This window comes from Sphingobacterium sp. UBA2610, assembly GCF_002339225.1.
In the GTDB taxonomy this organism is placed as follows: Bacteria; Bacteroidota; Bacteroidia; order Sphingobacteriales; family Sphingobacteriaceae; genus Sphingobacterium; species Sphingobacterium multivorum.
Genome location: NZ_DDKA01000007.1, coordinates 18,534 through 41,742 on the forward strand (window position 1 = coordinate 18,534; position 23,209 = coordinate 41,742).

Sequence of the window (23,209 nt, forward strand, 5' to 3'; positions counted from 1 at the left end):
AAAAACAAATCTTTATTTTAACAAATAAATTATTTTAAGAGACAATTTATCAATTAAAGAAGATTTACACAACCTTAGCCCAAAAAAAATACGTTTAAACGTTCAACCATATTTTTCTGAACTTTTGACAGGCTATTTCAAATTCCTTGATTCCAATAACCACCGAACGGCGAGTCGCCAGATCAAAGAGCATTCTTTCCTCCCCCACAACAATCGGAAGCCAACAGCTTTGTAAAGGCATCTGCTCTTGTTTTATCTGCAGCTCATGATCAAAGATTGCTGGCAAGCATTCCCATTGGATCAATTCTTCCGCAGCAAGGTCCCCTACAAGATCAAGGATATGCTGCAGTGCCGGTTGGTAGTCGGATTTACTGTTCACATATCGTCCTTCCTCTCCAAACCGAAGGGTAATTTGCCCGTCTACCATTGTCATGATGGCAGTTCTAATCGGTATTCTTGTCCAATAGCTCAGGATAGCGATCCCTTCCCGTAAAAGCAGCTCCGATCCATGCAGTCTGACTGGTACCCATCCCTTTGAGGCGGGACCAGCACTAAGCTGCCCATCGATAAAAAAGATCAGGTCGTAGTTCTTCCGCAGTGCTTCCTTGAGCTTTAAGAGCGGATTGCCCTGATCAGCACGAATGAAGATTAATTCGTCCTCGGTCGCTTCCCGGCCAAAGGAGAGCCGGAACTGCTTCCTGTAAATCTGTCCCTGTGCTTCAAAAACATCCGAACGCAATAATATGGCCAGTTTATGCCCGAGCAGCATCAACACCCTTGCGATCAGGCCATATGGACCAATATGCAAGCAGGCCCAGATGCGAGGTCCCAGATCATTGGTAGGCCAAGCTTTGATCAGCTGCGCTAATAAATTGTCATCTACCTGATAATGCTGCTGATTGGACCATTCCTGATGTATTCGCAGGAAATGGATTAGGGCCCCTGCATGCGTAATCAATTGCCAGTGATATAAGAGTGCTACAGCTTTGAGCGATCTATGCCAGCTGTGGCTATTCAGGGCTAATGTATCTGTCATTAAATCGGGGTCATTCCCCATACTTTGAGGTATATTGTTCATACGAGTTCGACTAATTGGTTATCAAAAAAGGGTGTCCGGATCACCCATCAGGTTACTACTAATACTTAGAAGTAGTAGATATCACATTTTTCCTCTTCGGTGTCGCTCAAGAGCTGAGCTGTTTCCGCATGGGAAAACGTGCAAAGCGCCTGGTTAGCCAAAAGCTGCAATTCTATAAAAAGCTGTTCCATATTAATTTCATCTTTTTTGTATCCGTCCAGCACCAAACTTGCCCAGTTTGGTCACTTTGCTTTCGGGCCAGGAAAGCGAGGTGATCACAGTGGCGAATTTGGCAGAAATCCAAGACATCAACTTCATTTTTGGGTACATAGGTTTTGGATTAGGGTGAAATGCCATTTTTTTACTCCGTTAAAATTCACCCTACTTCTAGACCTGTTCGCCATCTCCCCAGATCTATGTACACTTTTTTTTGAAAAGCTCGCTCCTATTTACTAGAATACATTTTTCAACAGATTAAAACCAATAAATCAAACAGTTAAACCAGCCATTATTAGTTAAAGTTGATCTTTATGGAAAGAAGTTATGACTTTGTCCTGCCACAGGAATATGAGCCTGTTACCTCTCCGATACAGCGTCTGACTTATCCTATTCGCAATGCCCAGGTACAGCATTGGCTATCGGTACATAACTGCATCTGCGAGCAGACTTTTGATGGCCGCTATGGCTATCTCTATTATTATGAATTTTGGATGGAACATGAAGAAACCATCCCAATCTATACCTCAATGGGCGACCTACATCTTACCTACCCTTTGCTAAGTGACTCCCCCTTAAGGCAAAGCCATTACACACAGGATTTTGCTATTGAATTTGCCAAAGGGCGGGGTGCTTATCTTTATCTTGCCAAAGGCGAATACCGATTAACCATTCCAAAAGGTCGTCACATCTTGGTGGGCTTTATTTTGGATGCCGGGCTTTTTCGGCCACCTGCCAACCGGCACTTCGGTTTTTTGGATCATCTGGTACAGGCCAAGAAGAATCAGTCACCGCAGTCGGACAAGAGTGTTACCTTCCGTGTGGGCGATGTCACCAAGCAGCAGCTACAATTGCTTTTCAGCAAGATCAACCCCAATATCCTCGACAATGAACATATGCTCTTAAAGCAGCTGATCTTTCTGATCCAGCTGAGCCGTTTTAAGATACAAGACGATGGCAAGGAAGAACTGATTGAGCAGGCGAGGAATTTACTGCAGATAATGATTTTGCACCAAGGGGCGCAGGTTCGGTTATGTGATATAGCTGGAGTACTGAGGAAGTCCAGAGATTATATCAACGAAGAACATAAAAAAAAGTATAAGTGCACATTTCATGATTATCGGAATCAGCTGCTATTGCATCATATTGCTTCCACTATCGTGGGCAATGAGAAATTGGCTACTACGGCCGAAGAGTGTGGATTTAGCAGTGTTATTGAACTCAACAAATTTATCAAAAACCAAACAGGACTTACTCCGGGATCTTTTAAGCAGCAGCAGGAAAATGCGAGCAATGACCCCTTATCTGCCCGAGGTGCTCAAGAACCGCCTTCCTAACCAATCCTGTTTTCTGCCAACCGATCGCTTGTTTTCTGCTTAACGCTCGGCTTTTTATCGCTGTAATTTAGCATTGTAAAACTTAGTAAGCGATCAACAAAAACGGCAATGGAACAAAACGGAAAATATATACAGTATGATGGGGCTGCAGCAGCGAATACAGTTCAAAACGTGAGGTCACGTAGCTGGTTAGGGCGCAAATTCACTGGGGTGGTTTCGTACATCAGGAAGCATCCCCAGGAGTTTGTCTTGCAGGTATTGACTTTTGCTTTGCTCTGCCTGTGGATCTATGTCGGGTCGAAAAAGGTATTCACCTACGCCGAATTCAGAGCATCCATGATCAGGCAGCCTTTTGCCGATCAATATGGCATTGTACTGTCGTATATCCTGCCAGCCGTGGAATTAGCCACAGGCATCCTCTTTATTTTTGAAGGGACAAAAAGAGTGGGATTTTGGGCAACGCTTATACTGATGCTTATTTTTTCAGGTTATGTGATTCTTGCCCTACGCGATATCTGGGGCAGTATTCCCTGCGATTGTATACTCGAGTTTCCGATCAGCTGGAAAGCCCATCTTTGGGTCAACTGCTTGATCACAATTGCATGTACTATAGGCCTACTGCTTGATAGAAAGATAAGGATTTCGCATCAGAGGAAATTGATGACGAGGTTAGCTTCATAAAAAAATTAGCAATAGTTGCCACAGCGGAAGCTGAGCCCTAGGCTGGTTCGGCGGAAGGGCACGTCTGCCAAAAGACATAGGGCTTCTCGCCCTTGATAAGCTTCACTTGCCGATCAAAAAGAGAATAACTAATACAATTTTTAAACACTAAACATCGATATGCTATGCATATGAGAAAATTCAAAATTAATGTAATGGCCTTAGTAGCTTTGGCCGTTGCAGGAGTAACTGGGGCGACATTGACCTCAGCAGGATTGAGCAAGAAAAGCTCAACTCCATGGATCGAAGTAACAACTAACTCTTCATCCGATCCCAATCAAGATCAATTGGGCGATGAGATTTCAGATCCGACAACAGGTAGTGGTCCTTGTGTTTTGACAGTTAAATCCCAACGTTGTGCTGTGCAATTCAATAATCCAAACGATCATGATCTTACCGACATGACCGTCGAGGAAGCATTGCAGCAGTCTGGTGTATCTATAGCAAAGAAAGCCTATAGGCCCTAATGAAAAAAAAAAAGGGCCTTGCAATATGCAGGGCCTTTTAAGTTTAACGAGGTATCTGTATCACATCTGAATTTAACATCACACTCTGCGGAATTGGGAAAATATATCGTACATCATTAGGATTAAGGATATATTCCTTTCCTTCATAGTTTCTATGTAATACAATTGCGGTTTCTTTCGATAGATTTAATCTCCGAAGATCCATCCACCTAACTCCTCTAAAAAGCAGCTCTTTTTTGCGTTCATTAAGCACAAATTTTAATGCCCCCTCCTGGTTCAATACTGGAATGGACACAGCACTCTCTCGCTTAAACCTACTTGTCAGTAGCCTTTTGAGGTATGACATGCCTTGATTTATCTCCCCTTTCCTGACTAAACATTCGGCCAGCGTAAGGTAAGACTCATCTAGGGATAATCCCGAAAAATCCACGTAATTTCCACCATATGTACCTCTGAACGTTATTTTCTCCGGATCCTCCGATCTAAAAAACAGGGTTTTTCTCAGATCATTTTGATCAAAGGAATTATAAAAGACATCCGGAATTTTTGCATACGTTTCGCTTATCAGTTCGGCATAGTCTGGCATATCATAAAATAATATTTCCGTATTTCCTGATCCATAGGATGGAAATGGAAAATTCAAATTCGGATCAAGGCTATTGTAATTTAGTAATGTATGATCAGCCTGAATCGTCTTCATGGAATAGGCAGAAGCACTATTGTAATCTTCAAGAACGAGATAAACTCTGGCAAGCAAGGCCTGTACGGCAACTTTATCAGCTCTATAAATCGAAAGTCCTTCCTGTGGCAAAAGCGATTCTGCCTCCAACAGATCTGCTATTATCCTATCATAAGTTTCCTGAACAGTATTTCTTGCATTTTTTTGCTCAGGGTCACTTTCTGTACGCAGCGGAATTCCATAGATAGATCGTTGCTTATCTGCGGGTAATGCAGCAAATTGCATCGCCAAATTAAAAAACATTAAAGATCGTTGAAACAAGCATTCACCTTTAATACGATCATAACGTACTTTATTTGTCTCATTTCTTGCAACTTTTTGCAGTCCTTCCAAAATAATATTACAATACAATATCCGACGATATGCACCGTTCCAGTCTTCGCTTTCTGCGTTTCCAAATATATCAGGTTGCCATAAAAAGGCAGCCCTTTCGAAATCTCTTGACACGAGGCCTACGGAGGCATCATGAACTTCGTACTCATCGCCACTTATCATTCCTAATGTATGACTTGAAGACTGGTTCATTGTCATTGAATTGCCTAGCAAACCATCGAAGTCATCCAGCGTTGTAGGAACGGTTTGACTTTTGTCCCGTTTTAGATCCAGGTAATCCGGATTACATGCCAGCAGAAACATGCTGCATAAAAATAATAGTAATGTTTTCATCTTATTAGCTCTTAAAAATCAAGTTGAACGCCTATTGTGTAAGTTCTTGGTTTAGGATAATTAGCTTGATAAAAATCGGGATCCAATCCTGATTTATTCGCCCTATACAGCATGCCTAAATTATTAACGACAGCAAATACCCGGGTTTGAACAGATTTTACATTCCTCCATTTGAAGGTATAAGCCATTTGTATATTGGAAAGCCGTACAAAATCACCTTTCTCAATCAATGCCATCGAGTTTGCATAAAGCGCATCCCTTCTATTATCCACGTTTGTGGGCGTAGCAGGCACCGTCGTAAACTGCTCATCTCCTATTTTCTGCCAACGTCGTTCATAGTCACGATTGCCAATACCATTCGCAAAAAGTTTGCTATAATCAATAGATGCTCTTCTGAGGTAAAATCCCATTTTAAACTCAATGTTTGCATTTAGTTCGAAACCCTTATAATTAAAGCTCTGCATCAGACTGCCCTGCCAGGGCGGGAATCTGAGACCTACATATTCGAGGTCTTCGATCTTCGCATTGTTCATATATTTCAGGTAATCCTGATCACCGCTCGGCGTCAAGATCATTCCATTTTCGGCACTTAGCCCCCCAAATTTCCATGCGTAAAGCTGATCAAGTGACTTTCCTACTGTCGGAACAGGACTAGTTACATAGCTTGAAGTCGAGACCCGAGAAGCAGCCATGTAATCCGTCACCTTATTGCTTGTATAGCTCAATAGTGTATTGACTGACCATTTAAAATTACCCTGCAATAGCAAAGCACGTAAATTGAAATCAAGACCTTTGGTGATCATGTTGGCATAATTCACTAAGTTATCGATGTAATAAGTACCGTCTACAGGACTAATTCCTGTGGTGGGGTCATACAGTTCCTGCCCGATGAGATCGGTTCCTTTTTTATGGAAGTACTCGACCGAACCTGTTAATCGCTGTTTCAAAAAGCCAAAGTCTAGTCCAAGATTTAAGATTTTTATTTTTTCCCAACGAAGATTTGGATTGCCCGCACTGCGGAGCTGGCTATAAGGCAAACCGGTCATCAGATCATAATTATTAAAGAAGGCCGAGGGCAGGGCACTCAATGCGGCATTGATATTTCCATTGACTCCATAGGTAGCCCTAACATCCAGTTGCGAAAGCCAGCTATTTTTAAGGAAGTCAAAGGCAATTAGCTTTTCCTTGGCACCCAAAGACCATAGCGGTACACCTTTTTGATTGGTCTTTACACCAAAGATATTCGAGGCATCCCAACGTACACTGCCGCTGAAACTATGTCGGTCTTGTATGGTTAATGATGCATTTGCAAAATAGGACAAGAATCGCTCGGTGATATCCTGCATATTATTGGGCGGGACAGGAACACGGGCCGAACCGTTTGGTCGCAGCTTGTACAGGGTAGTATAATCGAAAGCAATCTGATTCGTCAATATATCCCTGTTGTAATCAAATAAACGAAATCCAGGCAGATCTTTCGTCAGGTTGGCACTGATCTCCGCTCCAGCCAATGCGCTGAGTTCATAATTAGTAGCAAACTTTTTCTGATAATTTCCTTGCAAACGAAAATTATGATTAACAATATTACGGTTAGTGCCACCTTCCAATATACCACCGTATGGGATGATCCGCGTCATATCGGTCTGCGTGTATTGGTTGACAAGGTTACGTACATAATAACTGTCCTTATCGTACCAATTCTGCGAGCTGTTGCTTATATTCTGGTATTGATATTTGAGATCCAGAGACAATCCGTCAAGCAACCTATAATTTAATCCGGCCGCGAGCAACAGATTCTTGCTTTGGGTCGTTTTATTTAAGAGCTCACGGTCTTCCAATGGCTTAAAATCCCAATTGAGCAAGCCTGTGCTTTCAGCCTGTTCTACATATTCCCGTAGATATTTATAGTTGGTTGAAGCTGCAGTACCATCCACATTACGCAGAAAAGTATATGGAGATAAGGTTCTTGTTCCGTTCAGATTCGTCAAGTTATAACCATTATTGGCATTGTCTAACCTTGCAACCTGCACTTCGGTATTCAGTGTTAGCTGGGATGTTAATTTAAGCTCATTAGCTCCACGCAGCGTGTACCGCTGTGCTTTATTACCGATTACATTCAGTAGATCCTTATTGAAGCTACCCGAAAGCACAAAACGGTTTTTGGTAGAACCACCGGAAAGCATCAAGTTGTAACGCTGCGTTACTGCCTTTCGGTAAAGCTCCTCTTTGGCTTCCTGCCGAATATCCTGCATTTCCATACGGTTTTTAATCTGGTCAAATTCGGTCTGATCGATCTTATTTTCCTTCAATTTGAACAAGAGCGAGACATAATCGGGCAGCATTGTCTGATTGGCTTTCTTATAATAACCACGGTCGAACAATGTTTTTTCGACCTCCATCATGCTTTTGGAATCCAGAAAATTGGGATTGTAAAAAAGGTCGGGCCGATCGGACAGGACAAGCTGAGTACCGAAGCTTACTTTTATGGCATCGCCTGTCCGTCCTTTTTTTGTTGTAAGCACAATCACTCCGTTACCAGCACGTGCCCCCCATATACTGGCGGCAGCGGCATCTTTTAATATCGTGATACTTTCAATGTCATCAGGATTGATCGTATTGATACTTCCTTTGTATGGAAAATTATCGAGGATAATCAATGGCTCAGTGCTGGACTGAATGGAACTCAGCCCCCGAAGCCGTAATGCAGGTTCGCCTACATTTTCATTGACATTAAACTTCCGATCGAACTGGAGGCTTGGAGTAATACCTTCAAGTCGTTCAATGATGCTACCATGGGGATTAAACTGCAGTTGTTTATTGTCAATAGTATTAAACGAACCCGTTACACGACTTTTGTCCACCTTGTAATAACCCGTATTAACCAATACCTCGTCCAATTTTTGTTGACTAGCGGATAGTACAACGCTAATATGCTGGTCCCGCCCCTGTTCCAGTCCTATTACCTTGCGTTCAAACCCAACCATACTAAATTGGATACGGGAGTTACTGCCCAGGAGGAAAGCAAAGGAACCATCCTTTGCACTCGATTGCTGCAGCCCTTGGGGCAACAACACAATTGACACCTTTTCTAAGGGATTTCCGGTACTATCGGACACTATCCCGGTGACCCGATTTTGCGCCCATAATAGTGCTGGGAAGAGATAGATATAGAATAAAATGATATGTTTCATTTTCTAGCAAAGATTAAGGATTAACGATTGATATTTTTGACTTGCGAAACGCGTAGCATAGGTACTTTTTGATCCATGATAACGATTTTCATACCGTAGCGTTTCAGTTCCTGTTGTACAGACTGTAGCTCCGTTGCCTGTCGCATGGATTTAGGGAATGCAAAAGATGCCATGAAATCATTTGGTATATCCGTTTCGTTAATGACAGCATTTTCATCTAGCTTGAGCTGTTTCATATTTCTGAGCGGTGCAGAAACAAATAGCTGAAAATGTGGCTGATCAAAAAAGGCAACCTTTGCCTGTACACTATCGGCAGATTGCTTTGCTGATAAGGGCTGCTGCAATAGCTGTTCTACGGCCGATAATGGCTTAAGTCTTTGCAGTGCAGCGTACCGCTTTCGGGGGCCTCGAATAAGCTCTACTTCTAATCCAAAATGAGCAAGTATTGCCTTTTGAAGCCTTTGCTGTAATAGATGCATGGCGTCAGCATCATTATACGATGCCGGTAGTTGTAGGGCATAGCTATAATAATTGTGCAACATCCAATCCTTTACTTTCAAGTCCTGTGCATAGTCGCCTTGATAGCTTGGTACAGGTTCATTAAAAGATTGCTTTTGCAGGGTAGATGGCAAAACATTCCACTGAAAAGCTGATGTAATATCAAATAGTTGGAAGACATCCTGATGAAAAGCCTGATAAATAAGCTGGTCCAATGGATTATTGATTGAATAGATCAACATACTATCCCTGCCACGATGGATAGTCAGGGGAACCGTAAAATATTGATCCACAAACCCAGCCATCTTAAAGCCCTTTTGATCGACCAAAAGATCTGCTTTACCATTGTTCACTGTAAACAAGGACTTGTTTGGATCTATAGCTTTAATAGCATTGTTCTGCACCATCTTGGGCATATCTTCATGTAGGATCAATGCGATATTCTCCTTGGAGACATAGTCTGACTTGGGCTTAGCGACCACCTTACCTTTGTAGATCCAGATCATATGCGGTAGGCTTTGGTGCGGAAACATTTTGGCCAATACCGTATCCTCGGTAATGGACCGATAGTTCCAAGCAAAACGCTCGGCTATTTTGATCAGATCTTTACTAGACTGATAAGTAACTGGGATAATCTTTACTTTGGACGGATCCAATTCTTTGGAGATGGAATCCATTTTCATCAGGTAGTACAGACAAGGCTTACACCAGTTGGCCCAAAAGTCCAATAGGATTAACTTGTCATAATCGGCACTCAGATCACTGATTGATTCAGCTTTAGATTTAAGGTCAAATAGCTTATACTTTGTTGTATAGAAATTTTCCGGCACTTTATCGCCTACATATAAAGAACTTGAATCGGGCGTATAAAACTGTGCTTTTAGCATAGCTGGAAAGCACAATAGACATAAAGCAATTAAAAAATTCAGTTTTTTAACTGCTGATCTTGAAAGTAGCCCATCGGCCCCGCTGTTCTTGCGGGGCGTCTGAGCTGATAAACTAAACATAGAAACTAAGAAGTATAAGATCACAGGTACTGTGATCTTAAGTATTTGGATATATAGCAGTGCACTGCTATTGGATTGTAATTTGAATTTTTTCATCATTTTAGGAATTGGCGTTGGATTGGGATACGCGATGAAAGAAATCTGAGATCGCTTTAGAAGTATCTATCGCTTCTTTGTTTACCTCTAGTGAAATAGATACCTTACCAAGATCCAATTGAGTCATGTGGATCATTAAATAAGCTATCAGGACCCGGAGAAGTTCGACGGAAAATTCAGACAATTGCGGATTATCTTTCGTTTTTTCGTTATCAACCGTATCGGGATGCAAAACAACAATATAGTCTTTAATTGCACTTAGAGGATACTTATCCCAAAAGTCTTGAACATTTTTCACAGGATCATATCCTGCTCTATGAGTTTCATAAATTACCAAATCCAGTAGAATCAGGTGAGCGTAATTAGATCTCATTCATTAGATTTTTAATGGCGAGTTTAGAGCATACCTATTCCAGTCCGATTGAATCGGTTGCTTTTTAGGCCGTAAACCGCCCGTAATAAAATTGATTAATTGGGATAGCTAGAATTCTATTGAATGGGTATGACTCGGTATATAATTGGGCATCTCGAATTCCATAGCTGATGTGACCAGGCCGTTGCTGGCTGAATCGCACCGAGCTACTCGGGGGATTTTATAAGGTTTTTTGTGATTTGTTTCTTTTGTTTCATAGCTCTAATTTGATAGAGCCTCAATGTCTACTTATTAATTAGGCCGAGGCTACTGAAAGTTCGAGCTCCCGGTGGTAATCGGGGGTAGTTTCCTACCAGACACAATCAGTAAGACCTCGGCCCAACAATATATATCATTGTTCCGAGGTGTCTACTTACTGCTCGTGTCTTAATCAATTACCACATTGCTCGAACGAGATCTTACGAAGTAAACACCTTCTAATTTCCTCAACAGAATAGAAAAGTGAAAATACAGCTTATTTACGTCTTAATCATATATAGTTTTATTTCTATAGTTACAACTATAGACAAATATAGTAATAACTATAGACATTGCAAAAAAATATTTTGCGATGACCAAGAAATCCCAATTTGAGCTTGAAATTGTAAAAAACAGCATACAGATCCGGAATAGTTACAATAAATCACAATCCTATTTTGCGATGTTATTAGACGTGACAGATGGATATATTGGAAACATTGAGAATCCAAATCGGCCGGAAATGTACGCCCATGATCAAATTAATGCAATTGCTATTGATCTTGGAATATCACCACGATTATTTTATCCTGATATAGCCATCGATCAGCTATTACCAAAAAGAGATGCTCAAGCGAAATTAGAAAGAACCAATTTAATCAAATTAGGCGTAGACAATTTGATTAACTCTAATTTCTTCGATTCAAAAAAATCAATTAAAGAAATCATAGTAGAACTTAATCAACAGGATTCATATTTAAAACTAGATCTCACTAATAAGGATTTAACAGATATACTTCGACCTATTGCCAAGTTAAACGCTTTGAAAAGTGTAAAGGTTGGAACAAAAAATTATTACTCGAAGTCTTAGTAACCAATACTAATCTATTTTTTGTAAAAAGGACAACAGTGCGAAATGATATCAAATTTAAGGATATTTATTTGGGAGTCACTATTCTTCCTTTTTGTTTAGATGAGCACAGGTTCTTGAGGTTGGAAGGAGCTAAAACAAGTTTTATTTGTTTGGGAACCTTTCTCCATTTCTTAAAATTGTTTTAATAGCATAATGAAAAACTTTGATAATAAAGCACTTCTGATCATTGGCCTGATTATCGGCTTTTTTTCGGGAATTGCTTTCGTAAATAATTGGCTCATTCTAAATAAAGGATTCCCAGCTGTAGGACTTTTTAAAATTCCTTTCGAAGCTTCAATATGGGGTACTGTAAGCGACTGGGCGATACTTTTTATTACTGCATTTACGGCAATATATCTGGTTAAAACTTTTAGAGAGCAAAGGGTAATTACACAATTGGAACAGAGGAGATTTCTAGACAGTTATCTCCCTATATTGGAAGTAAACGATATTATTTATACTAATTCAAAATCACATAGTGAAACAAAGTTCAATGTAATCATTAAATCCAATGCCCTACAAAATTTAGAGATTAGTCATAATTTCCCAGATTATATTGAAGTTGAAATTCCTTCCGTCATTAAAAACGTAATGCTCGCAAAAGAAAAAAAATTATCGTTCTGTGTTATTATGGAACTAAACCCAGTTTTCATTGAAATAAAACAATACTCAGGGCACACCATAATTTTTCAATATCAGGATTATCTCGGCCACAAGTATAAACAATACTTATTTTTTCTTGGCTCAGACAATGTATACATGCAACCCGCATTCAGAATTGATAATTAACAGTTGATTTAGTTTATATTCATATTTCAGGGTACGATTATCAATTTTGATAACAATCTACATTTCATCCCTTGTTCAATTATCCGATAGAACCAAAATATCGTAATCACTAAATCGTAATCACTAATTTAAAAATATGCCATTCCTTCATTGACATACTCATCTTCCACCGACTTGCCCTTAGCAAGACTTCTAGGCGAAATCACCTTAGACGGAATTGTTATCTCACAGATGATTCTAGCAATTTCGATTAATTCGTCATGCATCGTCGTGGTAAATGGAAAATTTAGTTCATAAGGTAAAAGAATTAATTATTGCTCATTTTATTGATTGTTTGACATATTTCATTTATTATTTATAAATTATCATCATTTATTTATCCAAGTTATGATTGACAAAAATTTTAAGATAGAAGGAACATGTAATGCCATATTTAAGGGGGTTTCAAACACCAAATTCCCAGGACATATTCATTTCAATTACCAAACAGGAGGAACAATAAGTATATCCAGTAAATCTTTTAATAAAATATTGGATCAAAGAGATCTAATTCTAAAACAATCAATAAAAATAATTTCAGGCATTCTCAATAATGGAAAAAAATACACCATATTAAATCCATTTTTAGCAAAAAGAACTGTTTCCGGTGGAATTTATACTCTCGTTTTTACATTCAAATATCTACTGGAAGATTCCTCTTTTTCTTCGATAGAGTCTATATCTTGTCGGAAAATAAGTTTTAAGATATCAGGATTAAACAACTATTTGTATACTGGAAAAATAGAATTTAACCGCGAAAATAAATCAGTACAAATAATCAGCACTCTACCCGAAGATAAAACATTCCAAATTGACGATAATCTGTCGGTAAGTTTTTCTTGGTTACATATCGTTAATACAAAGATGGAGGGATTGAGTAAAACTATATCTAAAGACGTTATTGTGGAGTTAATCCTTACAAAAAAAGCACCTTTAAGACATTTACTCAGCATTTGTGAGAAGATAGAAGTGTTTTTCAGCATCTTATTTAACCAAAAGGTTGTTACATATGACTATACATCTGTTGCTTTTATACAGAGTAAATTTAAAATTTACTCTCAACAATCTGATTTAGATAATAGGTTATCTCAGTTAAGATTTCATGAAAATATTTTAGAATTAAAAAATACCCCTGACATTTTAGAAAGTATTCTTTCAAAATATCTAAAAAGATTTGATGATCTGAGGGATATTTATTTGATTATTTACGATAATTTAAACAATACAGGTCAATTTTCTACAAATCAATTTTTAAATGTGGCCCAAGCACTTGAAGCTTATCACCGCATACTATTTGATAAAACTAAAATTCCATCTGAAGATTTTAAACCTTTAGTAAAGCGTATAAAAAATACTTTAGAAAAGAGTGATTATACATTTATATCTAATAACATCGCTTTTTCAAACCAAATAAATTTAAAAGAAAGGCTTGATAATTTATTAGAGATTTATGGAGGAGATTTTCTTGAACACATTGGATTTGATGATGAATTCTGCAAAAAAATAAAAAATACTCGAAACCTGCATACTCATTTATCTGATAAAAAGAAATCTCAAATATTTGAAAATGATATAATTCACGCAACAATAAAAATTAATATTACATTAATATTTTTCATTTTGCACTACCTTGGAGTAGAAACAAATTTTTTAAATCAATCAATGATAAGGTTCTGGCAACGGAGATATTATTTTATTACCGATATTTAAATTCGATTATATTCAATTCCAATTCAAAATACCAGCTTTAAATGCTAAAAATCACAAATATTCTATTATACTATTTTATTTCATTTAAATTCATTGTATCTTAACTACAAATCTTAAACTAAACCGCCATATTATCAAAATTAAAAAGTATTAATGGGAGAATTATCGAAATCAATTGGAGAAAAGGGAGAAGAAATAGCTAAGTTTTTATTTGAAGAAATATTAGGCTACTCCAATCTTGATACTGGAATAAAGCTGAATTGTATTCATAAAGTGAAACATAAAAGCAACGGAGCTAAAGGCGAAAGAAGTACACATGGTATAGATGGTTTCGTTTCTTTCAAATCACCTGTAGAAGACGAAATATTAGAATTAATATTAATGTCTTCGAAATATACAAAAAGCTCATATCCTTCCTCAACCAAAACTAAGACTACTTTTAAAGATCATCTAAAAGATCTGGCCCAAACATTCGAATGCTTTTCAAATTCCGAATTTAGAAATAACACACTAAAACAGTTCAGTGGAATTAGAAGATCAGATACCACAGGGGTTTTGGTATGGCTTTCCGAGGAAGCGCCAAACAACACGTCCATATTAGGAGAGATCAGTAATTCTATAATTGAATTTGATATGGCTTTTGATAGCGTTATAGTTGTTGATAATGCTCGTATAAATTTTCTATATAATAGCATATTTAACTTAAGACAGTTGGAAGGAAATGATAATATTGATTTTGTTTATATAAACAATTCATTAAATCCAAATTCATTTGCCGAAGAGCCCTTTGGCAAGGTTTTTCCAATTCAATATTTGTATTCTGATATTATCCCTATAAGAGTTTCAAAAGAAGGTAAAGTTGAACTTCATATATTTTTAAATATGGAAATTAATGCATTTGCTATGGAACAGATCATTGGATTAGCCAGCTCAATAAATACATTAGGAGCTATCAATAAAACAGTTTTGAATTTTAAAAATTATAGCTCACTTGATCATAAATCTCTAGTGACAACTTCACTAAGGAATTTTAGACAATTTCAATTTGAGAAAAACTTTTATGTTCAAAAATTTCCAAAAGATTTTAAAAATTAAATCATGAGTGATTTTTCATATTTACCTCAAGGTGACCTAATAAGACAGTTATTAGTTAAAACCAATATAACTGATTTCAAAGTTTATACTCTTTTAAGGGAGAAGGGTGTCTTTTTATCTAATCAAGAAAAAAGCAGTTCTGTACCCTTATTAATGAAAACAGTTATCAGCCCTGGTGACTTCCAATATTTTTTAGAGACACAGAAAACAAAAGAGGACAAAACTAAATACAGAACAGCAAGCATTCATTGTGAGCAAGATTTTTCTTTGACTGATGTAATAGAAAACGGAATAGATATAAATAAACTGATTGAAGAAAGTACTCCTTATAAACAATATTTTAAAGTAAAAGGCAGTCCAACATTCTACCTTGCAGATAGTGATACGGCTATTCTAGATTATGAATTGGAAAGAGAAAACCTATTATTTGATTTTCACAGCAAAACGTCTACGCATTCTGGAAAGGTAATTATCAAAAAAAATAAAGACAAAGGCCTCCAGTTAACTTTACAACAGAATATCACTGCTAAAGAAACCCTCAGCGTTAATGAACTAATCATCAGGAATGTAAAAAAAAGATTGACTGATAAATCAATCATTAAAACTGAATCAGATTTTGTTCGAATTCGATTTTGTGATTTTGACAATAAAAAAAGGGTACAATTTCTTCAATCATTCATTTTAGCTAAAATCGTCTATTTAACATTTTCTAGTATTTCAGATGTTGACCTATATTTAGATGAAAAGGTAGAAAGCCATAAGGATATTCAAAAATTTTTAAATGAAATAGATAATCTAAAATTAAGTGGGAAGGCCTTACAGGATCATATCCTTCTCAATAACTCTGCTTATTATCCGAAGCTTATCTTAAGTATGATAAAGCTTAAGTATAATTTAAATTATCAAGGGTTGACCGGCAAGTGTGATATTACATTTAGTTTCCCAGACTATATCGCCAAGACAAAAGATATCAATTCCGAACTTCAAATAATATTAGATGTTCAACTGGATAAAGAGTTTAAATCCTATCAAAACCAACAAAAAATTAATAAAGAAATTTATGATATAATCGAAAAAATAAAAATATCTAAATTTAATCAATATAAATCGACAGGAAATATTGTTTAAGAGTAGTAATTAAAAATTGAAGGTTAATCACACTTTGTAATCAAATAAATTTTGAATAACTTAGAGAGAATAGTCGAAAAATTCGGCACCTATTTTGATTATATAACCTTATATTTGCAAAAATTTTTGAGTACAGCAAATGGCAGCATTGGAACAAATAAAGAGCTTGATTCGTTCGTTTGGCGAAGGAGACGACAGTCGTTTCTATGCTACTGCTATGCAAATAGCTGCCGCTGAAGCGCGCCAAGGCCATACTGCCTTAGCCGAAGAGCTCAAAAAAATGATCGACAAAGCTAAACTCTCTAAAAGTAAAGAGTCTGTTCTGATCAAAAAGCTTCCTGTCAATAGTGCTCAAAAAGAATTAGAAGATTTACTGGAATTAGTTCGCCCTGAGGTAAAACTTATGGATATGGTACTTTCAAAAAATGTACGAAACTCTATCCAGCGTGTACTCGATGAGCAACGTAAAATAGGCATCCTCGAAAGTCATGGTTTGACTGCTCGTAGAAAGCTTCTTTTTACTGGTGCTCCAGGCTGTGGTAAAACAATGAGTGCGCATGTTTTGGCGAGTGAACTGGGCCTCCCCCTATTCATCATCAGGCTCGATGGGTTGATTAGTCGATATATGGGTGAATCCATTGCCAAACTTCGTCTAGTATTTGACGCAATGCGGGATTTTAGAGCTGTATATCTTTTCGATGAGTTTGATAGCATTGGTACCTCACGCTCCGCTGGAAATGAAGTAGGCGAAATAAAACGTGTACTCAATAGTTTCTTACTACAGATTGAAAAAGATGATTCGAGAAGTTTGATAATCGCTGCAACAAATCTCCCAGATGCTTTGGATGTGGCACTATTCAGACGTTTTGATGATATCATCCAGTTTCCTCTTCCTACTGAGGAAGATATATACCAATTATTTGATTTAGAATTCACTGGGTTTGACCTCCCCTCTACTATAGATCTAAGAAAAGTTACTCATAAAGCCATCGGATTAAGCTTTGCAGACATTCACCGTATTGTAAGTGATGTATGGAAAGATTATCTCGTCTATGGCGATAAAAATGTGAGTGAAGAAAAAATACTACATTATGTAGAAGGAAGGAAAAGACCTTTTTAAGGGACTTATTCTTTTTTCCAATATGCCAGAAAATAACCTACCCCATCTAGTAATAGATGGAAATTTTTATGATGCCAAAAATTACACCTCTAATATTCAAGGTGGTCCTACTGTATTAGCTCGTGGCGGTATTAATCGTCAGCAACAAGGAGATTTCGTCAAAGTCAGATTCGATGAAGCTTTAAATGACTTTTGGAATGGTAAACAGATTCAAGACTTTGTTTATATAGTTTTTAAATCCGCCCCGGACTTCCCACTTGATATTGATAAATTTGATGATAAATCTAGTTTCCGCATTGCATTTACGAGGATACTTGAGGGCAGAGATAATGATGGGAATGCTTTTGAGTACCAAGAGGCTGGAATATACTTAGACAAAACAGCAATCACTAACTTTCTAAATAAAGTAGATGAATTTCTTACTAAGAATACACCTCAAAGTGAAAAGGCGGGCAATCCTAAACCTAGAAATTATTCTTTAATAGCAAATATAGAGGATATTCGTGCTGCCACTCTAGCAGCATTTTGGCAGGAGCCTGAAAATGAATTTCCTAATGCGGACGAAAGTATTTGGTGGGAAGTATGGTTAGATTACGATAATAACAATGACTACATTAAACAGTGCAAAGATTTTCTACAGCAACAAGGAATCCAAATTGGCCAACAGTGGATCTGCTTTCCTGAGCATACTGTAGGATACATTAAAGGTACTCCGCGGCAAATGGAAAACTTACTCTATTTAGAATGTCTAAGTGAGTTACGTACACCTCGTGATTTGACAGATTTTTTCACATATGCTACGCGTATCGAACAAGATAATTGGATTAATGATTTGTTACAACGAGTATCCAATAGCTCTGACCAAAATAAAATATCTGTATGTCTATTGGATACCGGAGTAAATCACGGTAATCCATTATTAACTCCTCATATTGAGGAACGCTATCTCTCTACAGTTTTTGCCGATGGCCATGTTGCAGACAGAACTAATATGCGTAGTGGCCATGGAACTCCCATGGCGGGATTAATCCTGTACGGAGATCTATCTGAAGTATTTGGCCACAACCACCCTGTAAACATTCCCTTTAAATTCGAGAGTGTAAGAGTTATAGATCACAACAAACCACATGACCTCCTGAATTATGGTTTCGTAACGATCGATGCTGTCTCTAATGCCGAAATCATGAATCCCGATCATAAACGCGCAATTTGTATGGCTGTAACATCTAATGATAATCAGCATTTGGGGAAACCGTCACTTTGGTCCGCTACTATTGATATGCTTTCTTTTGGAACAGAAGATATTAATGAAAGAAACTTGTTTATCATTTCTTCTGGAAATTTAGCAGACGAAATTCGTAATGAATATCCACTAATAAATGATGACCATAGTATTAATGATCCCGCACAAGCATTTAACGCTATAACGGTAGGAGCATATACATTGAAAGATCAACTAGATTTTAATCTATTTCCCGAAGCTGAAATTCTAGCAAATAGAGGAGCTATGTCACCGTGTAATACGACATCTTCTATTTGGGCAAATGAATGGCCTAGAAAACCCGACATTGTAATGGAAGGTGGTAATCAAGCGATACAACAGGGCGCTGTATTGAGCCCGGATTCACTTCAATTATTAAGTACTTCCTGTGGAAAAACGTTAAACATGCTTACAGCATTTGGAGACACCAGTGCAGCCACGGCTCTCGCCAGCCGGTTCGCCGCACAACTTTTCATCCAATACCCGCATTTTAGGCCAGAAACCATAAGAGCTTTGATGGTTCATTCCGCTATTTGGACACCGGCCATGTTGGGAAACCGAAACTTGGGGGATTTATCTTTTGCACAAAAAGTCAAACTTATACAAACCGTAGGATATGGTGTTCCAAATCTTCAACGGGCAGTGCATAGTGCCTCAAATTCACTTACTCTAATATGTGAAGCTGAATTAAAACCATATCAATATAATGAGTCGAGGATTAAAACGGACCAATTTCATTTATACAACTTACCTTGGCCGATAGATGCATTAGCAGAATTATATAATACACCGGTAAAATTAACTGTTACCCTATCCTATTTTGTCGAACCAAATCCTGGGAATAAAAGATATGCAAAGGCAAACAACTATATGTCGCATGCATTAAGATTTAAAATGAACGATACGAACGAATCTCCGGATGCATTTGCAGGAAGAATTAGTGCTGAAATGCGGGAAGATGATTATCAAAATGAGGGCCGCGAGCGAAACTGGAAATTGGGTGAAGACATACGGAATAAAGGATCTATTCATAAAGATATATGGGAAGGCAACGCTGCTGATTTAGCAACTCGGAACATTTTGGCAATATATCCGACAACAGGATGGTGGAAAACTCGCAAAAAACTAAAACGCTATGAAAATACAGTTCATTATAGTCTAATCATTAGTATTGCCTCCCCAAATAATGATATTGATATCTATACTCCTGTAAAAAATATGATCGAAGCTAAAGTACCTATTCCTGTTGAAATTAGAGTTTAAACGTATAGGGTAAGTGAATGGTTAAAAACATCAGGATCTGAAACCAGATACATAAATTAGGGGATTCGAAGTAAAAGAATCAAGAGCTCAACTATCAAAATATAGATAAAGTATAATTAGATGATTTATATTAGCCAAATCCGAAATAAAAAACCTACAGAGGGCCGCGACCATTATCCGTATAATATTCCGTCATTGTCTGCACTGGATGAACTAAAATTTCGGAGTCCTGTGACCTTCATCGTAGGAGAAAATGGTATAGGAAAATCAACACTAGTAGAAGCGATAGCCATCAATGCCGGCTTTAATCCTGAAGGTGGAAGCCGCAATTTTAATTTTAGCACCATGGATTCCCATTCCGCTTTATTTGAAGATATCCAAGTAATACGAACGGCATATCGCAACAGAGATGGTTATTTTCTCAGGGCTGAAAGTTTTTATAATGTTGCCACCGCAGTAGATCAATATGAAGCTCAGAAATCCTATGGTGGATCGCTCCACGAACGTTCTCATGGTGAAAGCTTTCTCTCATTATTACATCATCGCCTAAACGGAAACGGACTCTATATCTTTGATGAGCCAGAATCGGCACTGTCTATAATAAGCCAGTTAAACATGCTGAGCCGAATAAGAGAGCTTGTAGAACTGAGATCCCAATTCATTATCGCAACACACTCCCCCATCCTAATGGCCTATCCCGAAGCTGACATCTACCGGGTATCTGAAAATGGAATAAAAATGATTGCATATCAGGATACCGAACAATACAAATTGATGAAGTATTTTATGAATAACCACGAACGGATGCTATCCGAATTTGGCTTCGATTTTTAAATCAAAAAAATGGAAAACAAAAATAAATGCAAAGAACTCATTGGGAAAATAGTTGTGTTATATAATCGTTAATTTCATAATTGATACATAAAATATGGGGTATTTATTATAGTTTTATGGCTAGCTAGTTAATCTAAATTAAAGTCGGCAAGAAATATTTTTCAGCCAATATCAGCTTTAGAAATGAAACGTATAATAACAGTATTCTTAGTTTTTTTATCAATGCAGATTAATGCACAAGATCTTAAACACCTTAATGATGTCGCAAGTAACGACGGCATACCTCGTGGAAAAGCAATTATCTATGGTAATTTCATCCAACGATTAGGATTCAGCAGTGGAGGTTTTCCGCAGGACATACGTTTGATCAATACAGAAACAAAGGAGGTTTTTTCATTTAGAGTGAAGCCGACATTCAAATCATCAAAGGAAAATATCTTCATATATACCATTGAGCCGGGTAACTACGCTATTCTAAATTATTGGTGGACCAATAGTAAGTGGTATGGTGGCAAAATGTATACAGAGTATATTTTTAAGAATACGGATACAACAGATGGCTTTGAAGATAAAGTAAATGCTGGCCTGATAAATATAGATGAATTAGAACGCTTTACTTTTAAGATTACAGAAAACTCATTAAACTATCTGGGAACCTGGCATTTTAAAACGCCTCCTGTTTCATTCACGGATGACAAGGTCATACTCGACAAGAAAATGAAAGATAGGTACAAAGCCATTGACTTTTCACAAGCTAATCTAGTTATACCAAACTAATAAACTCAAATCAGGAATTGACAAAACATGTCATGTAAGAATCTCAAGCATTATAAAATATAACAACAAGACTCTTAGCGCATTGCAATATGAGAATCGAAAATAAAAGAGTTATTAATAGAAGACAAATTAATAAGGCTATTATAGAGGATGATAAAAAAGGTTTAATCTTGACAGATTCAAACCTAAATATTCTAAATAATCTTGGTTTTGAAGAATTCCGCCTCTTAGATTTTGCCCCTAATGGCCATATTATACTTTTGAATTCCAAAAATTGGCTAACAATACGAAATGCAAATAAAACGACAATTACAGCTTTTGACATTGAGACTAAACAACAACTCTTTTCTACAGAAAAGTTCCTGGGATATAGAAGCATAATAGATAAATCATCTAACTATTTTTTACTTGAATATTATCGTGGACTATGTTGTGTAAATATTAAAAACGGTGAGGTAGTTTTCAAAAAAGATAAAGTCGACAAAAGTCTGTACAATGCAGATTTACACCTTAAAAGCAATATTATTTATATTCCAACAGAGAAAAAATCTATTTTAAGGTATCACTTTGACAATCACTGTTTCGATGAAATAAAACTTGATAATGTAGGCGGTACGAGTTGGATCAAATTTGATAATACCCAAGCCTATTTATTGATAAGTGACAAAAAAAATTCATTGCACTGCTTTACACACGACAACATGGTGAAACCGATATGGTCAATAAATTTTTCCAAATTTAAAAAAGATAATAGAATTTGGTGTTACAATATCATAACAACTAAGAGCAATTTAGGTTGTATTCATGGATTTATGCCAGAAAGTGGCCAAAATGCGTACGCAGGAGGTACATTATATATTTTCGATATCCTCTCAGGCGAAATAATTGACTCCTTAGATTATGCAAACATTCAGGAAAAAATAATCACCGATTTTCAAATAGATGAAATCATTATTGATGACTTGACGTCACTATCATTGAAAACTAAAACATTTCGACAGACACTGATGGCGTCATATCTACAATAGCGCTGAATAAATATGGATCATTTAGAACCTATACCATTATGGACATTGGTAGCTAACATCAAACAGGAAATTAGCTATGGTCAAGGGAAAATAGAAACCCGCTATGGCACGAAACAGTTTAGCCCGGGCACCAAAGTGTATATTATTGATTGGTATGCTGGGATGTGCCAAGATATTACCGTAATCGGATTGTCCAGAGATACGAAAAAATTAATTACCATTGTTATACGGGCAGAATGGATCGAAAACTTCCGCGTCAAGTTATGCTACAACCCTAAAGTATGCTCAAAAATAAAGACCTACTTTGATAAGGAGGAAACTGGAATGCAGCGGTATACAGAAAAATTTGTAAATGATATGTTTATCGGTATACCTCAATGGAATGAACCGCTCAGTTAGTTGACGGTGGATCATTGAATAAAATATAACAGCATCAATTCCTGTCGCTCTATAATCCATAATTTAAGATTGTCTTCTCTATATGTTAGAAGTGTTAGTTACTTCATTGAGATCTTACTATCCTAACCTCAATCCCAAAAGATACAATTCTGAATTTCTCCTCCAACAGTATCATAAATAAAAACGTGATGTATGAATTTAGTAAATTGCATTATGGAAAAGAAAACA

Annotated in this window: 20 protein-coding genes; 14 read left to right on the forward strand and 6 right to left on the reverse strand. The window is 37.2% G+C overall.

Annotated features, from left to right (window positions below):
- Positions 1 to 94 precede the first annotated feature (94 nt).
- Both B4Z47_RS04760 and B4Z47_RS04765 read right to left on the reverse strand, forming a co-directional pair.
- A complete protein-coding gene (locus B4Z47_RS04760; protein WP_286726900.1) occupies positions 95 to 1,078 on the reverse strand; it encodes a hypothetical protein in 984 nt (327 codons plus the stop codon).
- Positions 1,079 to 1,143: 65 nt separating this feature from the next.
- The gene (locus B4Z47_RS04765) at positions 1,144 to 1,269 is read right to left on the reverse strand and encodes a hypothetical protein (protein WP_286726902.1); all 126 of its coding nucleotides are present in this window, start codon (positions 1,267 to 1,269) and stop codon (positions 1,144 to 1,146) included.
- Positions 1,270 to 1,608: 339 nt separating this feature from the next.
- Here B4Z47_RS04765 and B4Z47_RS04770 point away from each other — a divergent pair, with 339 nt between their 5' ends.
- The 3 genes from B4Z47_RS04770 (at position 1,609) to B4Z47_RS04780 (ending at position 3,818) form a co-directional block, all read left to right on the forward strand.
- Complete coding sequence (locus B4Z47_RS04770) at positions 1,609 to 2,631, forward strand: helix-turn-helix domain-containing protein (RefSeq protein WP_286726903.1); 1,023 nt, start codon at positions 1,609 to 1,611, stop codon at positions 2,629 to 2,631.
- 108 nt (positions 2,632 to 2,739) lie between these two features.
- Positions 2,740 to 3,312, forward strand: a complete 573-nt coding sequence (locus B4Z47_RS04775; protein ID WP_286726904.1) for a MauE/DoxX family redox-associated membrane protein — start codon at positions 2,740 to 2,742, stop codon at positions 3,310 to 3,312.
- 170 nt (positions 3,313 to 3,482) lie between these two features.
- Entirely contained in the window at positions 3,483 to 3,818 is a 336-nt protein-coding gene (locus B4Z47_RS04780) for a hypothetical protein (RefSeq protein ID WP_286726905.1), read from the forward strand.
- A gap of 43 nt (positions 3,819 to 3,861) precedes the next feature.
- On the opposite strand, the gene B4Z47_RS04785 is transcribed toward B4Z47_RS04780, so the two are convergent.
- The 4 genes from B4Z47_RS04785 to B4Z47_RS04800 are packed head-to-tail and all read right to left on the reverse strand — an operon-like array spanning position 3,862 to position 10,388.
- A complete protein-coding gene (locus B4Z47_RS04785) occupies positions 3,862 to 5,223 on the reverse strand; it encodes a RagB/SusD family nutrient uptake outer membrane protein (protein ID WP_286726906.1) in 1,362 nt (453 codons plus the stop codon).
- A gap of 11 nt (positions 5,224 to 5,234) precedes the next feature.
- Positions 5,235 to 8,414 (reverse strand): SusC/RagA family TonB-linked outer membrane protein, encoded by a 3,180-nt coding sequence (locus B4Z47_RS04790; RefSeq protein WP_286726908.1) that lies wholly within the window; start codon positions 8,412 to 8,414, stop codon positions 5,235 to 5,237.
- Between the two features lie 20 nt (positions 8,415 to 8,434).
- On the reverse strand, positions 8,435 to 10,018 hold the full coding sequence (locus tag B4Z47_RS04795; protein WP_286726910.1) for a TlpA family protein disulfide reductase: 1,584 nt from the start codon (positions 10,016 to 10,018) through the stop codon (positions 8,435 to 8,437).
- 1 nt (position 10,019) lies between these two features.
- Positions 10,020 to 10,388 carry a hypothetical protein gene (locus tag B4Z47_RS04800; protein ID WP_286726912.1) on the reverse strand — a complete coding sequence of 123 codons (369 nt, stop codon included), beginning with the start codon at positions 10,386 to 10,388 and terminating at the stop codon, positions 10,020 to 10,022.
- A gap of 610 nt (positions 10,389 to 10,998) precedes the next feature.
- Here B4Z47_RS04800 and B4Z47_RS04805 point away from each other — a divergent pair.
- The 11 genes from B4Z47_RS04805 (at position 10,999) to B4Z47_RS04855 (ending at position 22,981) form a co-directional block, all read left to right on the forward strand.
- Entirely contained in the window at positions 10,999 to 11,496 is a 498-nt protein-coding gene (locus B4Z47_RS04805; RefSeq protein ID WP_286726914.1) for a hypothetical protein, read from the forward strand.
- A gap of 195 nt (positions 11,497 to 11,691) precedes the next feature.
- Positions 11,692 to 12,327 carry a hypothetical protein gene (locus tag B4Z47_RS04810; RefSeq protein WP_286726915.1) on the forward strand — a complete coding sequence of 212 codons (636 nt, stop codon included), beginning with the start codon at positions 11,692 to 11,694 and terminating at the stop codon, positions 12,325 to 12,327.
- 387 nt (positions 12,328 to 12,714) lie between these two features.
- Positions 12,715 to 14,076, forward strand: a complete 1,362-nt coding sequence (locus B4Z47_RS04815; RefSeq protein ID WP_286726917.1) for a HEPN domain-containing protein — start codon at positions 12,715 to 12,717, stop codon at positions 14,074 to 14,076.
- A 153-nt stretch (positions 14,077 to 14,229) separates the two neighbouring features.
- Positions 14,230 to 15,171: a GapS4a family protein gene (gene gapS4a / locus B4Z47_RS04820; RefSeq protein WP_286726918.1), complete on the forward strand. Its 942-nt coding sequence runs from the start codon at positions 14,230 to 14,232 to the stop codon at positions 15,169 to 15,171.
- 3 nt (positions 15,172 to 15,174) lie between these two features.
- Complete coding sequence (gapS4b, locus tag B4Z47_RS04825; protein ID WP_286726919.1) at positions 15,175 to 16,299, forward strand: GapS4b family protein; 1,125 nt, start codon at positions 15,175 to 15,177, stop codon at positions 16,297 to 16,299.
- 139 nt (positions 16,300 to 16,438) lie between these two features.
- A complete protein-coding gene (locus B4Z47_RS04830; protein ID WP_286726921.1) occupies positions 16,439 to 17,419 on the forward strand; it encodes an AAA family ATPase in 981 nt (326 codons plus the stop codon).
- A gap of 22 nt (positions 17,420 to 17,441) precedes the next feature.
- Positions 17,442 to 19,943, forward strand: a complete 2,502-nt coding sequence (locus B4Z47_RS04835; protein ID WP_286726923.1) for a S8 family peptidase — start codon at positions 17,442 to 17,444, stop codon at positions 19,941 to 19,943.
- A gap of 120 nt (positions 19,944 to 20,063) precedes the next feature.
- The gene (locus B4Z47_RS04840; RefSeq protein WP_286726924.1) at positions 20,064 to 20,777 is read left to right on the forward strand and encodes an AAA family ATPase; all 714 of its coding nucleotides are present in this window, start codon (positions 20,064 to 20,066) and stop codon (positions 20,775 to 20,777) included.
- Positions 20,778 to 20,960: 183 nt separating this feature from the next.
- Positions 20,961 to 21,554 (forward strand): hypothetical protein, encoded by a 594-nt coding sequence (locus B4Z47_RS04845; RefSeq protein ID WP_286710023.1) that lies wholly within the window; start codon positions 20,961 to 20,963, stop codon positions 21,552 to 21,554.
- Positions 21,555 to 21,643: 89 nt separating this feature from the next.
- Positions 21,644 to 22,582 (forward strand): hypothetical protein, encoded by a 939-nt coding sequence (locus B4Z47_RS04850; RefSeq protein WP_286710022.1) that lies wholly within the window; start codon positions 21,644 to 21,646, stop codon positions 22,580 to 22,582.
- Between the two features lie 12 nt (positions 22,583 to 22,594).
- On the forward strand, positions 22,595 to 22,981 hold the full coding sequence (locus B4Z47_RS04855) for a hypothetical protein (RefSeq protein WP_286710021.1): 387 nt from the start codon (positions 22,595 to 22,597) through the stop codon (positions 22,979 to 22,981).
- Positions 22,982 to 23,209: the final 228 nt, after the last annotated feature.

Bases quoted from the DNA above. Each gene is read 5' to 3' on its own strand.
- B4Z47_RS04760 (WP_286726900.1), bottom strand. From the start codon at position 1,078: ATGAACAATATACCTCAAAGTATGGGGAATGACCCCGATTTAATGACA.
- B4Z47_RS04765 (WP_286726902.1), bottom strand. From the start codon at position 1,269: ATGGAACAGCTTTTTATAGAATTGCAGCTTTTGGCTAACCAGGCGCTT.
- B4Z47_RS04770 (WP_286726903.1), top strand. From the start codon at position 1,609: ATGGAAAGAAGTTATGACTTTGTCCTGCCACAGGAATATGAGCCTGTT.
- B4Z47_RS04775 (WP_286726904.1), top strand. From the start codon at position 2,740: ATGGAACAAAACGGAAAATATATACAGTATGATGGGGCTGCAGCAGCG.
- B4Z47_RS04780 (WP_286726905.1), top strand. From the start codon at position 3,483: ATGAGAAAATTCAAAATTAATGTAATGGCCTTAGTAGCTTTGGCCGTT.
- B4Z47_RS04785 (WP_286726906.1), bottom strand. From the start codon at position 5,223: ATGAAAACATTACTATTATTTTTATGCAGCATGTTTCTGCTGGCATGT.
- B4Z47_RS04790 (WP_286726908.1), bottom strand. From the start codon at position 8,414: ATGAAACATATCATTTTATTCTATATCTATCTCTTCCCAGCACTATTA.
- B4Z47_RS04795 (WP_286726910.1), bottom strand. From the start codon at position 10,018: ATGATGAAAAAATTCAAATTACAATCCAATAGCAGTGCACTGCTATAT.
- B4Z47_RS04800 (WP_286726912.1), bottom strand. From the start codon at position 10,388: ATGAGATCTAATTACGCTCACCTGATTCTACTGGATTTGGTAATTTAT.
- B4Z47_RS04805 (WP_286726914.1), top strand. From the start codon at position 10,999: ATGACCAAGAAATCCCAATTTGAGCTTGAAATTGTAAAAAACAGCATA.
- B4Z47_RS04810 (WP_286726915.1), top strand. From the start codon at position 11,692: ATGAAAAACTTTGATAATAAAGCACTTCTGATCATTGGCCTGATTATC.
- B4Z47_RS04815 (WP_286726917.1), top strand. From the start codon at position 12,715: ATGATTGACAAAAATTTTAAGATAGAAGGAACATGTAATGCCATATTT.
- gapS4a (WP_286726918.1), top strand. From the start codon at position 14,230: ATGGGAGAATTATCGAAATCAATTGGAGAAAAGGGAGAAGAAATAGCT.
- gapS4b (WP_286726919.1), top strand. From the start codon at position 15,175: ATGAGTGATTTTTCATATTTACCTCAAGGTGACCTAATAAGACAGTTA.
- B4Z47_RS04830 (WP_286726921.1), top strand. From the start codon at position 16,439: ATGGCAGCATTGGAACAAATAAAGAGCTTGATTCGTTCGTTTGGCGAA.
- B4Z47_RS04835 (WP_286726923.1), top strand. From the start codon at position 17,442: ATGCCAGAAAATAACCTACCCCATCTAGTAATAGATGGAAATTTTTAT.
- B4Z47_RS04840 (WP_286726924.1), top strand. From the start codon at position 20,064: ATGATTTATATTAGCCAAATCCGAAATAAAAAACCTACAGAGGGCCGC.
- B4Z47_RS04845 (WP_286710023.1), top strand. From the start codon at position 20,961: ATGAAACGTATAATAACAGTATTCTTAGTTTTTTTATCAATGCAGATT.
- B4Z47_RS04850 (WP_286710022.1), top strand. From the start codon at position 21,644: ATGAGAATCGAAAATAAAAGAGTTATTAATAGAAGACAAATTAATAAG.
- B4Z47_RS04855 (WP_286710021.1), top strand. From the start codon at position 22,595: ATGGATCATTTAGAACCTATACCATTATGGACATTGGTAGCTAACATC.